A 19,416-nucleotide genomic window follows, 5' to 3' on the forward strand; every position below is an offset into this window, starting at 1 on the left:
TCTAATCTCTATGAGCTTTTGCTATTTGAATAAATTTATCTACGATTTTATCTTTGTCTGCAATAGGAAACAGGATAATATGAAAATTAATTTTCTCGTATAAATGTACGTCTGTACATTTTTGAATTTGTTTTTTAAAATATTGTGTTGCTCTGTCTTTGTGATAATCAATCATCCCTTGTTTATATTCTGCTGTTAAATCTGTTCCTGCTTTTGTTTGTTCGCATTCGTATAAAAGCAAAATTGGAATATTTAAAATTGGTTTTATTTTATCAATTGATACATCTTGTGAAAGACTTGCTTTTATTTTAGCTTTTAAATCATCTGAAATCTCGTCAAAATCGTTGATGTCGCTTAAATTGGTAATTATGCTATTCTCTTTTTTGATTTTCTCCAAACTAATAGAGTCTTTCACAGAAGCTACAATTGTGTCCAAACGAGCATTTTCGATACTGTTATAAAATTTAGACTCTCCAAACCATAGTGAAAATGAATCTTTTGATTCTACCACAATGTGAACACTATCAGAGCCTTTGGCTTCATCTTTTGTGTTTTGTTTGTAAAAGATTTTAGGTACAATTGGAAGAGCAGAATAGTGGTCTTTCATTATTCCATAAAGAACGATTTCTGCGATTTCACTACCTCTACCAATTGCATCTACAGACTCTATTAGTCTTAATTTTTTTGCAGATTCAGAAAGAATTGAACCTGCACCATCATTCAACAAGGCTTGTCTTTCGCTATGGCTTAAAGCAGTTTCTTTAATGTTATTCCAAACATATTTTTGAAACTTTTCATATCTCCATTCTCCATCTTCAAAGTCGTTAATAATTCCAAGAACCGATTTGTTGTCAGTCGGACTTAAAGTGTCGTCTAACTTAACGTCATCAAATATGTTATTTACGATAATTTCAAATTTCATTCTCGGTTTTTTTTAATGACGCCCAACAATTGGATATCATCATTGATGATATACTACTTATAGCAAACTATAAAGCAACTAGACCGCACCTAGATACCTATTAGTGTCCTATAATTCCTATTATTCCAATAAAATTTTCTGTGTTGGGCAGCGGGGGGAGTACTACAACCAGGAGTTTGTTTCTAACCTTCTAAGTTAGCAAATATTGGTTTTGGAATCCGCTTAATCGTTGAAGTCCTAATATATCCGTTGAATGGTATTTCTTGGTGTTCCTGGGGGAGGGGTTGGTACGGGTAACAAAAATCCAATCTTTGGGGTGTATTGATAGCCCTGCACTGTTTAACGGGACGTTAAAGTTTCACCGGTTATAAGCATTCAAACGTTCCATGATAGTAGCATCATCTATTTGTAGTCCAATTAAAAAGTCGTAGGCCTTTTTTGAAATAAATTTGTTCTTGTTTTCTAGAATTCTTACCACAGATCTACACGTTTCAAGGTCGTTTACGCCATGTTTTGAATACAGTTTTAACAGGTCATCCAATTGCTGTCCATTTAATTGATGCAACAAATCTCTAGACGCATTTACAACCTCTAAACTCAGTTCAGGAGCCTGTCCCAACTTTTTCAGCAATTCCTTCTGGATACTGTGATTGACATTGGCATACATGGAAAATAAATGCTCTTGCAAATCGGTAGCTTTTAAATGAACAGGTTCTACAGCTTGAATAGCGCTATATGCCAAATAAAAATCATCGGAAGAAACAATTTCCAAAAGAGACGTCTCTAGATCTGGTGTCAGTTCTGTTGCACTGCCAATTCTATTCAAAGCCCACAGCTTATCACTGTTATCCGGACTTTGTAAAATACGATTTATCAATAGGGGTGTCAACTGTTTTTCTGTGAGTTCTGAAACTAAATCCATCGTTGGACCATTTATTACATTCCATAATTTATACGTGGTATAGGCGGCCCCCTTTACTACCATGTCTGCTACACCTTTTGAAGTGGCTCCGGAAACAGCATCAGCAGTTCCTTGCTCCTTATTGGGTTGCTCTACCAGTTTTTCAAAAGATACCACATCTAAGGGCATTGATGAATCTGCCAATAATTGGTGTAATCGTTGGTATTCACTTTTAGAAAATGGTTCGTGGTCATATTTACTCAAAAACTCCCCTTTTAGCAATTCAAACCCTAAATACCTGCCCGTAATATTCCAGTAAACCACAATGTTCAACAACCTACATTCTTGGTCCATACACACTTCACCTGTTACTTTTTTATAGTAATGCAGCGGTAGGTCATCCTTTGTCTTGCGTAAAAAAATAGTTTCATTGGTTACTGTGTCCTTATAAGTCTCAACAATTAATGGTTCGTCAGCAGCACTACTTTCAATGGTAGCCACTTCCCAATATTTTATGGATTCTTTTTCTTGTAAAAAAGAGGTTAACACCATCCCTAATAAACCAATAATTGCCACGGTAAAAAAACGGAACTTGATCATGCGGTAATTCTCTATTTTTGAGCGGGAACAATGGCTCCATGTTTTTTCAACAGTTCCTTAATTTCATTGATATCCACTTGTTCAGGAGAAACACCTTGCTTGCTGGCCAATACCGCAGCTACTGCTGCTGCTTGTCCCATACCCATACAGGATGCCTGAACGCGGAGTGCAGAATTAGCCAATCTATCACTACTCACACAACGACCCGCTACCAGAAAATTCCGGCTTTGTTTCGGAATTAATGATCGTAACGGAATACACGCTACCACATCAGGTTTTAAAAATTCTTGATAAATAGATTTTCCTTCCCTATGCAGATCGATCGGATAAAAAGAATGTGAAATAGCATCGTCAAACACCTTTCCAGAGGTATAATCATCCTTGTTCATTTTATACAAACCGTCTATTCGATAGGTTTCTCGAACGGCAGTTTCCGTTTTTAAATCCACCAGTTTCAAATTCTCACACCCCGGAAAAGTCTTTAGCGTTCTTACCAATTTTAGCAAGGTATTTCTTCCTTCATTATTGGCCTTGGTATGTACGTCGGATGTAGTGGAATCTGCACCCGGTACATATACATAACTATAGGGAACATAGGTGTGCTCCCGACTTTCCCTTTTTGAATTTTCGAGCATGTTTTGTCTCAATACGCGGTGGTATTTTTCTGGAATCTTGGTTAAATCAAGTGAATCATAGTTATAGCCTCCCAATCTAAAGATCAGGGAGCCAGGTTGTGTATCTTTTTCTCTTAGCACATCATAACCGGCCATCGATGCAATCAATGCATTTCCAGTACAATCAATTATTTGATTGCAGACGATGGTTGTTTTTGTTCCTTTTCCAACGGATTCAACGATCCATTTTCCCTTTTTAAATTCAATTTGTGTTGGAGATTCATAATAACGAATATCCACACCAGCCTCTAGGCATTTCTCTTCGGCCAATAAAGTATATAATGACACATTTATCGTTACTTGATGTTTCCAATGGCTATCTGGAACCTTAGAGAAATTGGGCAATTTATCTCCATTCAACTCCACACAATCCATCACTAATTCCCAACCTATACCGCCAATAATTTGTTTGCCCCAAGCATGGAATATCCCCGGAAAGGCAACGCCGCCTGTAGTGGTAGTTCCTCCCAACTGACTCCCACTTTCAATCAAGATCGTTTGTGCTCCGGCTCTGCCAGCCTGAATAGCGGCAATAGTACCAGCCGTACCACCACCTACTACCAATATCTCTGTAGTTATACTTTCTTCTTTTACTTTATATGGCGCTACGAGCGATTCTCCCTTTGCAAAGGATGGTGTTACCATTCCAAGAGAGACTGCTCCCATGGATTTTAACATTGATCTTCTTTTCATGTAATTGATTGTTTGACGATAACACAAATGTAAATAATGACAATCTAATAACTAATCCGCAATATCATGCACTAGATATTTTTTTCTTTTGAGTATTTGTATGTGCAGATGATTCAGGACGGGTTATAATTAACCGTAACTGCCGGCCGGTAGGTAAGCCCTAATTTTATATCTTGTTACCAAGATGTTATTCGCTACTATATAGTGTTATTGTCTTATTATAATTCAGTTTCAAATTCTTTCATCATGTTCGTTAATTCCTCAACAACCTCAGGAAATTGATCTACCACATTATTTTTTTCACCTATGTCCGCATCAAGATTATATAGAGAAACAGGAAAAACACCACTTTCCTCTAAATCCCACCCTCTGGATTTTTCAATATGAAGTTTCCATTTCCCCATTCTAACAGCTTCCATTTCACCGTTTCTGGCATAAAAATAAAACGGCCGTTCTGGTAATTTGGTAGTTTCAGGATGTAAAAGATAATCGCTAATATCCAAGCCATCCAATTTTAAATCATTGGGAACCTTTGAACCAGAAATTTTTGCAAGTGTTGGATATAAATCCATTGTGGTAGTAAAATCACTACTAACCACTCCTTTAGGAATTTTTCCTGGCCAAGCCACTATTGCCGGTACGCGCTGACCTCCGTCCCATGTTTCAGCTTTTTTGCCTCTCAGTGGTTTTGCAGAACCAATCCTTGGTCCATTGTCAGAGGTGAAAATAAAAATAGTATTATCATAGATTTTTTGTTCTTTCAGCGTTTTTACGATCTCTCCTACACTCCAATCCAATTCCATAATAACATCGCCATATAATCCTTTTTCACTTTTACCTATAAAAGCAGGAGAAGCGTGTAGTGGTGTATGTGGCATATTTTGGGCAACATACATGAAAAATGGTTTCTCACCTCTATTTCTTATTTGATCAATGGCCTCTTCAGTATATCTTTTGGTTAGATAGTCTTGGTCAGGACCGCTTTCTATCAATGTTTTGTTTCTATAAAATGGAAGGGGAGGGGATTGAAAATCAATCTCCTTATAATAGTAATTATCCATGTCATTGGAATAGGGCACACCATAAAACATATCAAAACCCTGATTATTTGGCATAAACTCCTCTTTATGACCCAAATGCCATTTCCCGATAATGGAAGTTGTATAACCATTGTCCCTTAGTAATTCTGCCATCGTATATTCGTTCAATGAAAGCCCACCTTCTGAAAAGGGGAAAAGAACCGCTTCGTGAAGATTGTATCTTTTAGGATAGCGACCTGTTAAAAGACCGGCCCTAGAAGGCGTACAAACTGTTGCTGGAACATAAAAATTTGTAAAACGAATACCTTCAGAAGCTAAACGATCAATATGAGGAGTCTCAAAACCTTCTACACCATAGCACCCCACATCTGCGTATCCTTGATCATCGGTAAAGAAAATGATAATATTGGGTCTGTTTTTTGAACTGTCATTACTAGGCTGACATGCTGTAATACCAAAAATTATAAGTACTACCAATTTTGATATAAATGGTTTAATCTTAATGTGCATTGCAATCTTCTTTTTATTAATTGTTGGCAGCAGTTATTATTTATCCGTTCCAAATTCAAGTTGTCGCTTGTATTCTTTTTCATCAAAATAGCCTTTTGATTCTTGGATTAATCCATCATCATTTAATGTCCATTCTTCAAATCCACTAATTTTAACTTTCTTTCCTGTTCCATTTGGTACGTCATTTGTTCCGGTCAGTGTCCAATAGAATCGTTTTTTGTCAGATTTAGTGACTAGACTATCCATTGAAACAATCATATCAGGAAAAGCGTCCATAAATCCTTTAGCAACATTTGTAATGGCATTTCTACCAACGGCAGGTTCTCCGTCATTCACTTGTAATGAACCGTCTTCAGCATAAAACATAGCAACAAAATCAGGTCGGTTACTACCCCAGACTTGGGCATAGTTGCGTGCACAGAGATTTAAATCGAATTCTCTTTCTTCTTCGGGAATCCGCTGAGCGGTCCATGAAATACTTAACAGTTTCCATTGGTCGCTGTCTTTCATCATTATAGCATGATTGACCTCATTGCTAGTGGCAACACCGAATTTTGAAATGACGGTAGGAATTATTACTGAGGCCAATCGATCTTCGGTTATATTTATCTTATACGAATTGGCGGATTCTAAAATAGGCTTTGGATCTTTCATATCTCGGATGGTTTGCAAATACGAGTCAATAGTCATCTCTTTATGCTGCCATTGTCCATCGTCCGGATACGTATATGCGATAATGCCCTGGTCGAAACTCAGGTCATCCAATTCTTGAGCATCCCGGTTTCCAACTGCAGCCAAGATCCTTTCCAATATAGCTTTTATTTCTTTTTCAGATTGACTTGATGTGCTTTCTATTTGGTCTGAAGTAGTGTTTTCTGAAAGTTCTTCTGAGCTTTGTTTAGATTTACAACTCACAATCAGCAAGGCTAGTAGCAAAATTGATAAAATTTGATTTCTTGAAGTTTTATTCATAATCAGTTTCTTTTAATTGCTGCCAACGGTCTTTATAAACTCCCGTTTTAATGGCGATTATTGTTTGTTGGTTATTGTTTTTATATCTACTTATTTTCATTAAAGGATTACTTTAAAGCACTATGAAGCACCTTATAAAACGCTGTAACCTGATAAGAAGCTAGCTGTTTTGGCTGGGTCCAAGCAAGTTTGATTGTTTGGCAAAACCAATGCAAACGCAACTACAGGTACTTCCAAATATTCTATCTATAGTAAAAGTAAACCAATAAATATTAAATGGTTCAATGAGAAAACAAACTCCATCCGAGCCGTCTAAATATTTTATTTCGATAACTTATTGGTCATCAACTTGTTCACTATAAATTATTATATTTGGTTAATAGCAGACTTACAAAGAAATGGCATATACCAATAAGTTGAACCAAAGTTATATCTATTCTGGCCTTAAACTATCCAGAAAGATTGGGTCTGGAATAACAATGACATACTTAACGAAACATAACCTGAACGATTGAGGAATTTGGCTTTTGAGAGGTTGCGCGTATTTGATATTAATCGTTGGAAAATCGGTTATGTAAAAATCAGGTTGGACCAAGAAAATTTACTATAAAGATGCTGTTTCCGGTGAATGGAAGCTGTTGGACTATGGAGTGGTTGCTAATTTCAATTAAAACAGGGATTATTGCTGGTCTGTTCCCAAGGACAAAATGAATATTAATACTGTAATTACCCAGAATCCGGGCTATGTAAATTAAAGATTATGACTAAAAAAGGTATTGTTTCATTAGAAGGCTCTGACCGAAGGTCCTTCATAAAAAAAGCGGGGGCAGCTACACTTTTTAGTGCAGCGACCCTAAACGCTGGTTTTGCAAATCCATTCCTTACACAGAATAAAGTATTGAAGGTTGGCTTGATAGGTTGTGGTGGTAGAGGTACGGGTGCGGCGGTACAGGCACTAAGTGCAGACCCTGATACGGTTTTGCATGCTATGGCCGATATTTTTGAGGATAGGCTGAGCAATTCTTTGGAATTGTTGAAGAAAGAACATGGGCAACGAGCAGATGTGAAAAAAGAAATGCAATTTGTTGGTTTTGATGCTTATCAAAAATTAATTGATTCCGGAGTGGATGTAGTGCTTTTGGCCGAGCCCCCGGGATTTAGGCCAAAACACTTTAGCGCGGCCATAGACGCTGGTAAACATGTCTTCTATGAAAAACCCGTTGCCGTGGACGCGCCTGGGGTACGTAAAGTCTTGGAGGCTGCAAAAAGAGCCAAAGAAAAGAACCTTTCTATAGTTTCTGGCCTCTGTTTTAGATATGATTTACCGAAACAGGCCCTCTTTGGAAAAGTATTGGGTGGAGATATAGGGGAAATAAAATCTATTTCCTCAGTTAGAAACGGGGGTGAACTTTGGCATAAAGAACGTCAATCGGATTGGAACGATATGCAATATAAAATGCGCAACTGGTATTATTACAATTGGTTGAGCGGGGATTTTATTGTAGAAATGTTCGTCCATAGTACGGACATGATTTCCTGGGCCATGGGAGAACGAATGCCATTGAGTGCAACCGGGGTAGGTGGAAGACAGTGGCGTACGGATAAAAAGTACGGCAATATTTATGACCACTTTGCAGTGGAATTTGATTACGGGGGTGGTTTAAAAGGAAATGTTTCCACAAGGCAACTTAATGGAGGGTCGTCCAGAAACTCTGTAGAAGTCGCAGGTACATTGGGAAATGCATTTTATCAGGGAAATAGGCACGAGATTTGGGGCAAAAATGAATGGAAATATGAGGGGGAAACAAACGATATGTACCAAAGTGAGCACGACGGATTGTTTAAATCCATTCGTATGGGCAGCGCTATAAATGATGGGGAAATGGCCGCCAATAGTACCTTGATGGCTATAATAGCTAGAGATGCGGCTTATTCCGGACAAACGATCAGTTGGGAAGAGGCCATGAACTCCAACGTATCCCTTGGTCCCGAGAACGATGAGTACAGTTGGGATTTAAAATATGATGGTCCAGGAATAGCGGTTCCGGGAATCACCACAATGATTTAATTATAGATTTAGCAATTTAGAGGTGAAGAGTACTCAAAATTGCTATTTTTATGGGAATACTTTATTCTGCTGTAACTAAAACTACGTCCGGTAATCTGTTAAACAGCTATTTTATTTTGATAAATAATTTAACCTTAAAAACATGAAGAAAATTTCGATTAAGAGAAAATCTGCCCTTTTATCGGTATTGATAATTGTAATGATTGCTTTCCAGGCCGAGGCCCAGAATGAAGCATTTGAATTTGAATTTGGAGAGGAGGATACCTTGGAGAATTTGATTTCAGGGAAGTCGGGAGAAGAATCTACCATTAAATGGATCAATGTGAATACCGTTAAAGAGGGGTGGACCGTGGGTGCAGATGGGGTATTGGTAAACTTGGGCCATCCAATTGGGGTAGTAAGATCGGAGAAACAATATGAAAACTTTATTCTTCATGTAGAATGGCGACATATGGAAGCAGGGGGCAATTCTGGAATATTTGCATGGAGCGGTGCCGATCCAAAGGGAAATTCCCCATTGCCGGACGGTGTTGAAATCCAGATGTTGGAATTGGACTGGGTAAACATAAATGCAAAAGATGGTGTTCAGCAGCCCATAGCCTATGTCCATGGGGAAGTTTGGGGTGTAGGGGGAGTGGTGACCCTACCAGATAATCCAAGGGGGGAAAGAAGTAAGTCCGTAGAGAATAGATGTAAGGGAAAGGGAGAATGGAATACCTATGACGTAGTATGTGTAGATGGAGTCATTAAACTTTCTGTTAACGGTAAATTTGTAAATGGTATTTCTAAATCCACTCAGAAGAAAGGTTATTTCTGTCTCGAATCTGAAGGTGCGGAGATTCATTTCAGGAATTTAAAAGTAATAGAGTTGCCGCCAGGGGTAACTACTGCTGAGCAGATAGCTCCTTTGCTTAATAAATAGTTGGGAATCCTATGGATGAGTAACAACAAGTCCGATTATAAAAGGTGAGGTTTTCCGTTGTTTCCAAAGCATAATCAGTTTCAACCCTTAGAATTCATTGCATAAAAAAATATAACCAACCAACTCACCTCCATGAAAAACTCAGTAAGATTGCGTTTATCCGTTCTAATGCTATTGGAGTATTTTATATGGGGAGCGTGGTATGTTACCATGGGCACCTATCTGATGTCCTCGTTGGAGGTAAATGCAACCCAAGTGGGGGCAGCATATGCAAACCTTTCTATCGCAGCCATTATTTCTCCTTTTTTCGTAGGTCTGGTAGCTGACCGATTTTTCTCTGCACAAAAGGTATTGGGGACATTACATTTAATGGGTGCTGCCACCTTATATTATATAAGTACCGTGGAGCATTTTCAAAAATTTTGGTGGTTAATTTTGCTATACACATTGTTGTATATGCCTACGATGTCCTTGGTTAACTCCATTTCCTTTTCGCAAATGGAGGATCCCGATAAGGAATTTCCACGGATTAGGGTTTTAGGAACCGTGGGCTGGATAGCAGCGGGACTTTTAATAGGGTTTATGGAATTGGAGACTTCTTTTATGACCTTCCGCATTGCGGCATATTGTTCTTTGGTGCTTGGTATTTTAAGCTTCTTCTTGCCAAGTACCCCGCCTACAGGTAAAAGCGCAAGCATTTCTGCCATATTGGGACTAGATGCCTTGGTTTTATTTAAGAAAAGGTCATTTATTGTTTTTTTTGTCAGCTCTATTCTAGTTTGTATCCCATTGGCTTTTTATTACAACTTTGCCAATCCTTTTCTGAATGACATAGGGATGGAAAATGCTGCAGCTAAAATGACTTTGGGGCAGGTTTCCGAACTTTTATTCATGTTATTGATGCCCCTTGCTTTTAGAAGGCTCGGAATTAAAAAAATGATGCTGATAGGTATTTTTGCTTGGGTAATACGTTATCTTTTATTTGCTTATGGGGATATAGGTCCAGGAATTTGGATGTTGTATTTTGGAATTATATTACATGGTGTATGTTATGATTTCTTTTTTGTTACAGGACAGATCTATATTGATAAGAAGTCCAAACCCTCCTTTCGAAATTCCGCCCAGGGGCTTATCACTTTTGCAACATATGGGGTGGGAATGTTTATTGGCTCATTTGTTTCAGGAGCAGTAACCGATGATTTTCTTGTCAACATTAATGACATCTTGAGCTACCAATGGGAATCCATTTGGTTGGTTCCAGCAATAATTGCTTTATTGGTGGGTTTGTTATTTATGTTTTTCTTCAGAGAAAAACTTGTAGGCACCTTAGAAGTAGACAACAAGGTGCCGCACATTTTACCTGTAAAGGACAATAGGGGTCAAAAGGATTTCGAGGGCGGTTTAGCCGATAGTGCTGATCTAAAAACGGAAAGATAATTCCCTAAAGTATGTACTAATAAAATTTAATAATAATATGGTTAATAAAAGCAGTCCGGTGCGTGTTCTGGTAGTGGGCTGTGGAAATATGGGTGCATCCCATGTAACGGCTTATCACAATTTAAAGGAATTTAAAATCTCGGGTTTGGTTTCAACTGGCAAGAGTAAAGAGGTTCTAAACAATAAGTTGGGAGGTTCTTATCCGTTGTTCAACAATTTTAAAGCCGCTATGAAAACTACTGATCCCAATGCCAATTAATACCAATATCAGATAAAAACTATAAAAATTAAACAGATGAAAAAATCATGGATTGCCTTATTAATACTATTAACGATTTCTTGTGGTGAAAAGAATGAATATTATACTTTGGACGATTTTGACAAGGTAGAAAAAATTGATACCCACATTCATGTTTTTGCAGATCGGAACAGTTTTGTAAATCAAGCAAAGAAAGACAATTTTCGTTTGCTGAATATTATGGTCGACCTTTCAAAAGGCGAGGAACTTATTAAAGAACAATATGATTATTGTTTTGCTCAAAAGAAAGGGCATCCTGAGGATTATGAGTTCGCTACCTCCTTTTCCATAGAGGATTGGGATAACCCAGACTTCACAAAGAATACCATTTCCTGGTTGGACAAGAGTTTTAAAGAAGGGGCCATAGCTGTAAAGGTTTGGAAGAATATTGGCATGGTTTTTCGTGATAAGGATAACGAGCTAATAATGGTGGACAATCCCAAGCTGGATACCATATTCGATTATTTAGCCAGTAATAAGATACCATTGATAGGTCATTTGGGAGAACCAAAAAACTGTTGGCTTCCCCTAGATGAAATGACAACCAACAACGATCGGAAATATTTTTCGGAACATCCACAGTACCACATGTACCAACACCCGGAACTACCTTCTTATGAAGAACAGATGGCTGCTCGGGATCGTATGCTGGAAAAACACCCCGATCTTGTGTTTATTGGAGCACACATGGGGAGTCTAGAGTGGAGCGTTGATGAATTGGCGAAACGGTTGGACAAGTTTCCCAATATGTCCATAGACCTCGCTGCCAGAATGGGGCAAGTTTTTTATCAAACTGTAGAAAATAGGGAAAAGGTACGTGCCTTTTTTATTAAGTACCAAGATCGGATCCTCTATGCAACCGATTTGGCCGATGATGGCAAGGAAAATGTCAAAGAAATGCACAAGGAGATGCATAAAATGTGGCTAACGGATTGGCGGTTTTTCGTTACCGATGAGGTTATGGCCAGTGATCTGGTAAATGAAGAGTTTAAGGGATTGAAACTTCCTAAGGAAGTTGTGGATAAAATATTTTATCAAAACGCAAAAAAATGGCTTAAGATGTTTCCAACAAATGGCATTTGATATTATGAACAGTTAGGTGATTAACTTAAAAGAAGAAAATTTCTAATATCGTCGATTCAATGATATTTTCTGTGGTGTAAAGTATGGGAGTACTACAACCAAATGTTTGTGACTATTCTTCTAAGATAACGATTATTGGGATCGGTATTTGCTTAATCGATAAAATAATGCTTTGTTTGCTGAACGTAACTTTTCATTGACTATCAATTGGTTCATAATTACAGTTTTTTAAGGTGCTGCCAATTCAATGCGATTATTTAAAAAAAAGTATATCCAAGTCATCTTCCTTATGCATCATAATTTAGATTTTTTTCCCACAATAGCGAAGCAAAAACCCATGAACACAAAAAATGATATTACATCTGCATTCTTTGGTCTTTTTTTATTTTTAGGAATACTATCAGGAAATGCACTGCTGGCTCAAAGCAATGACACGGCAACCTTACCCGAGTTTACTGTAGATGTATCCAAAACCATGGGGGGTTTCAAGCCCTTGAACGGGGTCAATGGCGGTCCGAGAATTAGATTGGGAAATGCATTTGACAATAGTGAATATTTCAAAACCTTTGGCCCTCCACATGTACGCCTGCATGATACACGATATTCCGATGAAGAAACGGTTGATATCCATACCATCTTTCCAAACTTTGATGCCGATGAAAATGACCCGGCAAACTATCATTTTCAAAAGACGGACCTTTATATAAAGTCGATCTTGGACCTGGGCGCAAAAGTAATATTTAGATTGGGTGAAAGTATAGAGCACGGGGAACCAAAATTTTACATCCATCCTCCGGCAGATTTTGAAAAATGGGCGCGCATTTGTTCCCGGATAATGCAGCATTATAATATGGGTTGGGCCGATGGCTTTAAGTGGGATATTCAATATTGGGAAGTTTGGAATGAGCCGGACATCGCAGATTGCTGGTCAGGAACCCAAGAACAGTATCTTCAATTATATGAAATAACGGCCAAGACCTTAAAAAAACTCGATGCCAACCTAAAAGTTGGAGGTCCTACAATCGCCTTTAACATGGACAGTGAGCTTGGCGAGGCTTTCCTTAAACATTGCAAAAATACCAATTCCCCTTTAGACTTTGTTTCCTATCATATCTATAGTAAAAGTACGGACGACTTCATGAAAAGAATAGAAATATCCAACGCTACCATAAGAAAACATGGGTTTAAAGATGTGGAAATCAGTCTATCCGAATGGAATTACATACCATACTGGCCCGATGGCAAAAACAGAGCGGAATCGCGAGATGTATTTGCCCAAACCACCGGCGCCCCTGGCTCAGCCTTTACCGTCTCAGTTTTATCCTATATGCAGGATACAGAACTGGATATGGCGCAATACTATTCCGCTTTTGGAACCATTTTTCGTATTGGGCTTTTTGATGAATCAGGAATACCCAAAAAAGCAATTCATGCATTGGAAGCCTATCACAAAATGGTACAATTGGGCACGCGGGTTTCTACCGTTGGTAATAAACAGGAAACGGGTGTTTCTATTATTGCATCTACTGATTTAGGTGGGGGAAAAACAGCAGTTTTAATAAGCAATTTTGAAGATGAAATCTCTCGTTATAAACTCCAGATCAAGAATATTCCTTTTAAAAACGAACTGAAGTGTAGCGAATATGTATTGGACGATAATCACAATTTGGACTTGGACCGCGAACAAATATTAAGCAGCAAAGATTTCAGCCTCATAGTAGACCTGCCAAAATCGACCGTTAGATTACTTCTTTTTGAAGCTCTGTAAACTATCAAAAACATTAAATCCCTTTTTCTCCACACTACTATCGCCAACGGATAGCTAAATAGGAGGGAAGGGGTGCGCTAATGTACTGCAGTTTGATTCTGTATTATGCGTTAGGCCTACAGAGGAAGGAGGTTCAAGAATACTTTATTCTAAATAAGGTGAGTTCTATCAATTTCTAATGGTTAATAATTAGTATATGGTAATGTTGTCTGGTCGAGCGCAGTCGAGACCTCATTTTAATGAAAAAAGCCTCCAATACCTCTCGACTGCGCCTGTCTACCGGCCTTTAGATTTGTATTATAAATATAATCTATTGTTTGAGTTCTATCAATTTCTAATGGTTATTAAGTAGTTTGTGGTAATGTTGTCTGGTCGAGCGCAGTCGAGACCTCATTTTAATGATAAAAGCCTCCAATACCTCTCGACTGCGCCTGTCTACCGGCCTTTAGATTTGTATTATAAATATAATCTATTGTTTGAGTTCTATCAATTTCTAATGGTTATTAAGTAGTTTACGGTAGTGTTGTCCGGTCGAGCGCAGTCGAGACCTCATTTTAATGAAAAAAGCCTCCAATACCTCTCGACTGCGTCTGCCTACCGAAGGCAGGGACCACGGCTGCATCCCCGCAGCAACGTAAGGGATATAGCCAAGAGCCCGACCGACCTAAGAGGGAACGCCCAAAGGAATAGGGCAAGTAATTAACTTTACTTCCTTGTTAGGCTCTGTCCACTATATAATTCAGTTCTGTTACTCCGCAATTAAATTGGTGGGTTGACAATAGTTTTAGTTTTGTTTTGTCTTTGATACCCTTAAACAACGGAATGCCCTGGCCAAGAATTATAGGGTTGACAAATAGCCAGTAGCCGTCTATTAAGTTCTGTTGCATAAGTGAATGTGTTGCCGTTGGGCTGCCAAATAGCAAGATGTCCTCACCTTCGCCTTGGCCGGATCGTTTTATGTCATTAATACTGTCCGAAGGCTTGTCGCTTATTATTCTTGTATTGCTCAAATCAGCACCTTTCATTGTTCTGGACATAACAACTTTGTGGACTTTGGCATACCACTTGGAATGCTCTATATCGTGCTTGGAGGCTTTAGCCTTGTCTGCTGCAGTAGGCCAGTAATTTTCCATCAACTGATAGGTTACCCGGCCATATAATGCAGTGTCGCCCTTGCTTATCCGTTTCCCTACATGATCAAAAATTTCTTCGTTGAGTTTTATCCAGTCCATTTCTCCTTTGGGTCCTGCTACAAAACCGTCCAGCGATATGTGCACAAATGATATTATATTTCTCATAAAGTTCTGTTTTTAATGTTGTTTAGGGTTTGTTACTGTCTTTTTACAATGAAGTTATTGGGCTGGCAATCTGAGTCTCCATGCAGTCTTCTTAGCCTCCATAGACTTTTCTTTCTCCCATTGCGTCTATTTTAACTACCCTTGTATTATTGTTTTTAGAAAACTCCATGATCCATTGAGTGCCATCCGGAGCGATCATTCCTCCACAGGGAGACCAACCAGATTCTGAATGGAATGCCGTTGTAATCTTACCAGCAGCGTCTATCTTCTTAATTTTACTTGCACCATAGACAGCTACGTACACATTTCTATCCGTATCTTTCCAAATCCCAAATATGTAATGACGGTCTGCTACACCTTCAAAAGGCAGTTTGGTTTCCTTGAGATTATCGGCAATAAGGGTTATATTTCCAGATGGGGATACTTTTTTTATTTCCAGCATATCCACTACATACAGATTGTTATCATATTTTGAAAAATGTGTCCAGCGGATATCCTTAAACTGATGTTTGGTGAATTTGGAATTTTCGCCATTTATGGTCTGTCTCATTAGAATTTGATAATCCCCAGACTTCTTTGCCCAATAGGAATTGCCTTCCATATCCCTTATCAATGTATTGTTGTCCAAAAACCCTTCAACATCAGGAATTGTTTTTTCAAGTACCCCATCCTTGCTCAAACACCATACATAATTGCCCCACTTGTCGGTAGCTTCTCCCTCATACCATTCATGCTCTCCGAAAATATCACCGTTTGTATCAAGATAAAGTTCATGTGTATGGACATTCCTTACCGCTATCGACCTTTCTCCGTCCGGTGATATTTTCCAAACATGGGTCAGGTCTGTGTAGAATACATTGCCGTTACCATCCATAACAATGCCAACTCCCGGGTGTGCTTCTGCAATGGAAAGACACAAGAAGTAATAGAAAAAAATTAGGATCAACCTATTCATTATACCTTGATTCAAGTTGCATTTCGCCAATTTTTGTAAACATGGTTAGTCGTTGTTTGTTCTTTAATTTCAATCTGCCATTATTCAATTTTGATATGGTTCCATGCTATTGCCAGACCAAATCCCAATGTTAAATGCACTATGCCCCATAATATGGAGACGGCTACTATGCCTCCGAGAGTAGGGAAAAATGTAACACCAAGCCCAATGGCAAGAGCAACGTTTTGGAATGCCACCTCAATTGCCACTGCTCTACGTTCCCCTGCCATAAGTCCGGCCAGCCATCCGATTCCCCAGCCTAAACCCACTGCAACAACGAAAGTGAATAGAACAGGAAATAATGCGGTTTGAGCTAAAAGTGCAAGGGACTTAAAGTTGCTCCCAATGATCATTGCAACGATTACGGCAAATACGATACCTGCCACTAAACGGACCGCTCTACGTATTCGATCCACTATAACCGGTCGCTTTGCGCGTAGGAGCATACCGGCAGTAACTGGAATAATCAACATGATCTGCAAGGTCATAATCACCCGCTGCGGATCCATACTTATATTCTGAAGTACTTCCTGAGTAGATGGGTTCATGGAAGCCCAAAAACCGAACAACAACGGTGTAAGTACGATACTGAAAAGTGTGGAAATTGTAGTCATACTTATGGAAGTAGCCACATCCCCTTTTGCTACCCCGGTAAGATAGTTGGAAAGTGCTCCAGCTGGGCAACAAGTGACCAGTAAAAGTCCGAGTGCAATACTGGGTGAATCGGTTAGGTACAAACCGGTCAGAAAGGCAATCGCAGGCAAGATTCCAAATTGGGCAACAAGTCCGATTGTGGGGGCCTTTGGCTTTTTGAGTACTCTTCGCAGCTTTTCCCATGTCAAATCCAAGGATACTGCAAAAACCAGGAAGCCGACCATGATGCCGACAATTAAACCGATTCGCGGATCGAAATTAAAAGGGATCTGATTGATGTCTTCCATCGCTCGTTCTTTTTAGCTGATAGTAGTGGGTTTCATTCCAAGCATACAATGGGCACCAAATTTAACCTGATCATTATATTCAGTTTTACAATTCATAAAGCCGGCATCGCGAAAGGCTTTTTCAAGATCTGCAAGTTGATGGAGATAAAAGCCTTCTGCTGCAACAGGTTTAAATTTTATAAAATTCTCCCTGACAGGAAAAGTTACCGCTACACCTCCGTTGGGTTTAAGAACACGATACATTTCTCTGAATACGGCGCCCGGATCTTCAATAACATATGCCGTGGCAACTGTACATGCTTTGTCAAATACACCGTCTTTAAAGGGCAACGCGTTGCCTGCAGCCTTAAGTAGATTCACCTTTCCTTCGGAGATAAATTTGGCATTTTTCCTAGAAGCCATTTCAATTGCAGTATCTGAAATTTCTACGCCTGTCACGGTCCCATTGACCGCTCGTTGTAAGAGCAATTTAATGTTGGCACCATTTCCGAAACCTATTTCGAGGATATCATCATCGGGTTGTATATCCATGAGGTCTACGGTCCAGCGTGCATGGGCAATAGTCATTCTCGTCATCCAGGCAAACAAAATCTTGCCGAATACTCCTCTCGGGTATTGCATCTGTTTTCCGATTGACTTCACTAAATTCATTACTCCAAGAGTTTATGTTCAAGAAAATTAAAAACTCGACTCCCTCAATTGCCGTACTTTTCGAAGCAGCAATGTAACCTTCGGATATACTAACAAGTTACCAAATTTTCAGCAAATTATAAACCCATCAGCCTGTCTTTTAATTAGGCAAAGCAGATTTTTTGTACCTCCCAATGGCCTGCCCGAATAAAAAAGTGGGGTAGGTACCGCTTCGGGGGTGTGCGAGTTTATTTTTTTTAATATTATTTTAAAAGCAAAATTTTAAACATTTGGCTAGCGTATAATTTTGGCTTGCGTGAGTTCCTAAATAAAGACAAAATGGGGGTTTAAACACCAAGCCTACATAACCTTATGGGTTTTGTGTGTGCTACCTTTTTATTTCTTCACTTTTTTTAAGGCATCCAAGTATTTATTGTTAACACCCTTATCTGTTTCCTGTTTAATTAGTTTCTCAATTTTTGGTATTAAATCTTTGTTGATTTCTGTTTTGAGCTTTAAAATTTCCGCAAGGGCATAAGCTATTGCCCACCGAACAACGGTTCCCTTGTTAGTTGCATTATCAAGCAATTTTTTGGTTGGCTCGCTTAAACTATTTGGAAATTTCTTTGCAATGTTCCCGATTACCTTCGCACTTTCCCATTTTACTCTTGGCTCATCATTTGTCAATGTATGGGTCATGTATTCCAGTAGAGGTTCATCAGCAATTTCTGTAGTCTTCTTTGTTGCGCACTCAACAGCCTCAATGCAGGTTGCTTTATTAACCGGAGATTGATTTTCTGCGAAAGACAAAAGTTCATCCAGCGGTAAATCCCCATTTACCAGCCATTGACAGATCTCTTTGGCCTTAGCTCTAGCTTTTATCGATTTTTCTTCAAATAGTTCTTCTATTGTCATATCGTACTATTATTAATTCCACGCAACGGTGCGTATAAGGAAGTTAGCGTATAAAAAGACACGGAACTTTCGGATTATACACGAGCCGATGCTTACTTATCCGATACTTAAGATCACTCATAAGTGTTTAATAACAAGTTTCTATATATATTAAGTCGATTGGCGTCCAGCAATCATATTAGTGATTGCCTGACAGGCTATTTATCGGGGTATTTTTTTACTATCCGTCAATACCATTAAAATTATTCTTCCGCGTCTGCCAACTTCTTGGTATCCACAAATTGTTGAAAGGCGGTAATTTTTCCTTCATTATTCAGCGTCCATAGATGGGCAGCTTGGGCATTATAGGGCTTTCCAGTTGCTTTTACTTTAGCATCGTAACGTAGGGTGGCCAAGACCTTGTTCCCATTCATGCCGTGGATTTTAACATCCTTCAAGCCAAAGTACTCATGGTTGGCTCCAAGGCGAGCAAAAACGCCTTCTAAAATTGCATTTGGACCAATATAGGGATTGCCGTCTGAAAGCGAATTACTTTCGGCTTCGTTCCATTCAATATCTGAATGCATTGACCCGAGAACCGTAGGCATATCTCCGGTAGCGAAAGCGTTGTAAAGATTCTCAATAACTTGAAGGTTTTGTGTGTTTTCCATAATTTTTGCTTTAAGTTAAAAAATGTATATCAATTTCTTTTTAAGTCTTTCGTACATCGGATTCTTTCTTTCTAAGGACTCTATAAGTCCAGGTTCGCTT

Annotated in this window: 17 protein-coding genes; 6 read left to right on the forward strand and 11 right to left on the reverse strand. The window is 38.9% G+C overall.

Annotation, left to right across the window (positions count from 1 at the left end; translation table 11 throughout):
• Position 1: 1 nt before the first annotated feature.
• The 5 genes from MWU78_RS16430 to MWU78_RS16450 all read right to left on the reverse strand — a co-directional run bounded on the left by MWU78_RS16430 (position 2) and on the right by MWU78_RS16450 (position 6,312).
• Positions 2–922, reverse strand: a complete 921-nt coding sequence (locus MWU78_RS16430) for a DUF1837 domain-containing protein (RefSeq protein ID WP_246999709.1) — start codon at positions 920–922, stop codon at positions 2–4.
• Positions 923–1,280: 358 nt separating this feature from the next.
• Positions 1,281–2,423 (reverse strand): hypothetical protein, encoded by a 1,143-nt coding sequence (locus tag MWU78_RS16435; protein WP_246999711.1) that lies wholly within the window; start codon positions 2,421–2,423, stop codon positions 1,281–1,283.
• Positions 2,424–2,434: 11 nt separating this feature from the next.
• On the reverse strand, positions 2,435–3,790 hold the full coding sequence (locus tag MWU78_RS16440) for an FAD-dependent oxidoreductase (RefSeq protein ID WP_246999714.1): 1,356 nt from the start codon (positions 3,788–3,790) through the stop codon (positions 2,435–2,437).
• Between the two features lie 218 nt (positions 3,791–4,008).
• On the reverse strand, positions 4,009–5,340 hold the full coding sequence (locus MWU78_RS16445) for a sulfatase (protein WP_246999716.1): 1,332 nt from the start codon (positions 5,338–5,340) through the stop codon (positions 4,009–4,011).
• Between the two features lie 36 nt (positions 5,341–5,376).
• The gene (locus MWU78_RS16450) at positions 5,377–6,312 is read right to left on the reverse strand and encodes an ester cyclase (RefSeq protein ID WP_246999718.1); all 936 of its coding nucleotides are present in this window, start codon (positions 6,310–6,312) and stop codon (positions 5,377–5,379) included.
• Positions 6,313–7,072: 760 nt separating this feature from the next.
• On the opposite strand from MWU78_RS16450, the gene MWU78_RS16455 reads away from it, so the two are divergent.
• The 6 genes from MWU78_RS16455 (at position 7,073) to MWU78_RS16480 (ending at position 13,888) form a co-directional block, all read left to right on the forward strand.
• Positions 7,073–8,380 carry a Gfo/Idh/MocA family oxidoreductase gene (locus MWU78_RS16455; RefSeq protein WP_246999720.1) on the forward strand — a complete coding sequence of 436 codons (1,308 nt, stop codon included), beginning with the start codon at positions 7,073–7,075 and terminating at the stop codon, positions 8,378–8,380.
• A 142-nt stretch (positions 8,381–8,522) separates the two neighbouring features.
• Positions 8,523–9,302 carry a DUF1080 domain-containing protein gene (locus tag MWU78_RS16460; RefSeq protein WP_246999722.1) on the forward strand — a complete coding sequence of 260 codons (780 nt, stop codon included), beginning with the start codon at positions 8,523–8,525 and terminating at the stop codon, positions 9,300–9,302.
• 132 nt (positions 9,303–9,434) lie between these two features.
• Positions 9,435–10,739, forward strand: coding sequence for a nucleoside permease (locus tag MWU78_RS16465; RefSeq protein ID WP_246999724.1), 1,305 nt, complete (start codon positions 9,435–9,437; stop codon positions 10,737–10,739).
• Positions 10,740–10,776: 37 nt separating this feature from the next.
• Positions 10,777–10,998 (forward strand): Gfo/Idh/MocA family oxidoreductase, encoded by a 222-nt coding sequence (locus MWU78_RS16470; RefSeq protein ID WP_246999726.1) that lies wholly within the window; start codon positions 10,777–10,779, stop codon positions 10,996–10,998.
• Between the two features lie 36 nt (positions 10,999–11,034).
• Positions 11,035–12,120, forward strand: a complete 1,086-nt coding sequence (locus tag MWU78_RS16475; RefSeq protein WP_246999728.1) for an amidohydrolase family protein — start codon at positions 11,035–11,037, stop codon at positions 12,118–12,120.
• A gap of 337 nt (positions 12,121–12,457) precedes the next feature.
• The gene (locus MWU78_RS16480; protein ID WP_246999730.1) at positions 12,458–13,888 is read left to right on the forward strand and encodes a glycosyl hydrolase; all 1,431 of its coding nucleotides are present in this window, start codon (positions 12,458–12,460) and stop codon (positions 13,886–13,888) included.
• Positions 13,889–14,604: 716 nt separating this feature from the next.
• Here MWU78_RS16480 and MWU78_RS16485 read toward each other — a convergent pair.
• The 6 genes from MWU78_RS16485 to MWU78_RS16510 form a co-directional block, all read right to left on the reverse strand.
• Complete coding sequence (locus MWU78_RS16485) at positions 14,605–15,186, reverse strand: dihydrofolate reductase family protein (RefSeq protein WP_246999732.1); 582 nt, start codon at positions 15,184–15,186, stop codon at positions 14,605–14,607.
• A 91-nt stretch (positions 15,187–15,277) separates the two neighbouring features.
• Positions 15,278–16,141, reverse strand: coding sequence for a hypothetical protein (locus tag MWU78_RS16490; protein WP_246999734.1), 864 nt, complete (start codon positions 16,139–16,141; stop codon positions 15,278–15,280).
• A gap of 80 nt (positions 16,142–16,221) precedes the next feature.
• Positions 16,222–17,121, reverse strand: coding sequence for a bile acid:sodium symporter family protein (locus tag MWU78_RS16495; protein ID WP_246999736.1), 900 nt, complete (start codon positions 17,119–17,121; stop codon positions 16,222–16,224).
• 12 nt (positions 17,122–17,133) lie between these two features.
• Complete coding sequence (locus MWU78_RS16500; protein ID WP_246999738.1) at positions 17,134–17,742, reverse strand: class I SAM-dependent methyltransferase; 609 nt, start codon at positions 17,740–17,742, stop codon at positions 17,134–17,136.
• Positions 17,743–18,147: 405 nt separating this feature from the next.
• On the reverse strand, positions 18,148–18,666 hold the full coding sequence (locus tag MWU78_RS16505; RefSeq protein WP_246999740.1) for a hypothetical protein: 519 nt from the start codon (positions 18,664–18,666) through the stop codon (positions 18,148–18,150).
• A gap of 242 nt (positions 18,667–18,908) precedes the next feature.
• Positions 18,909–19,316 carry a nuclear transport factor 2 family protein gene (locus MWU78_RS16510; RefSeq protein ID WP_246999742.1) on the reverse strand — a complete coding sequence of 136 codons (408 nt, stop codon included), beginning with the start codon at positions 19,314–19,316 and terminating at the stop codon, positions 18,909–18,911.
• Positions 19,317–19,416 lie beyond the last annotated feature (100 nt).

Origin of the sequence: Arenibacter sp. F26102 (assembly GCF_023015865.1) — a bacterium.
Classification (GTDB): Bacteria; Bacteroidota; Bacteroidia; order Flavobacteriales; family Flavobacteriaceae; genus Arenibacter.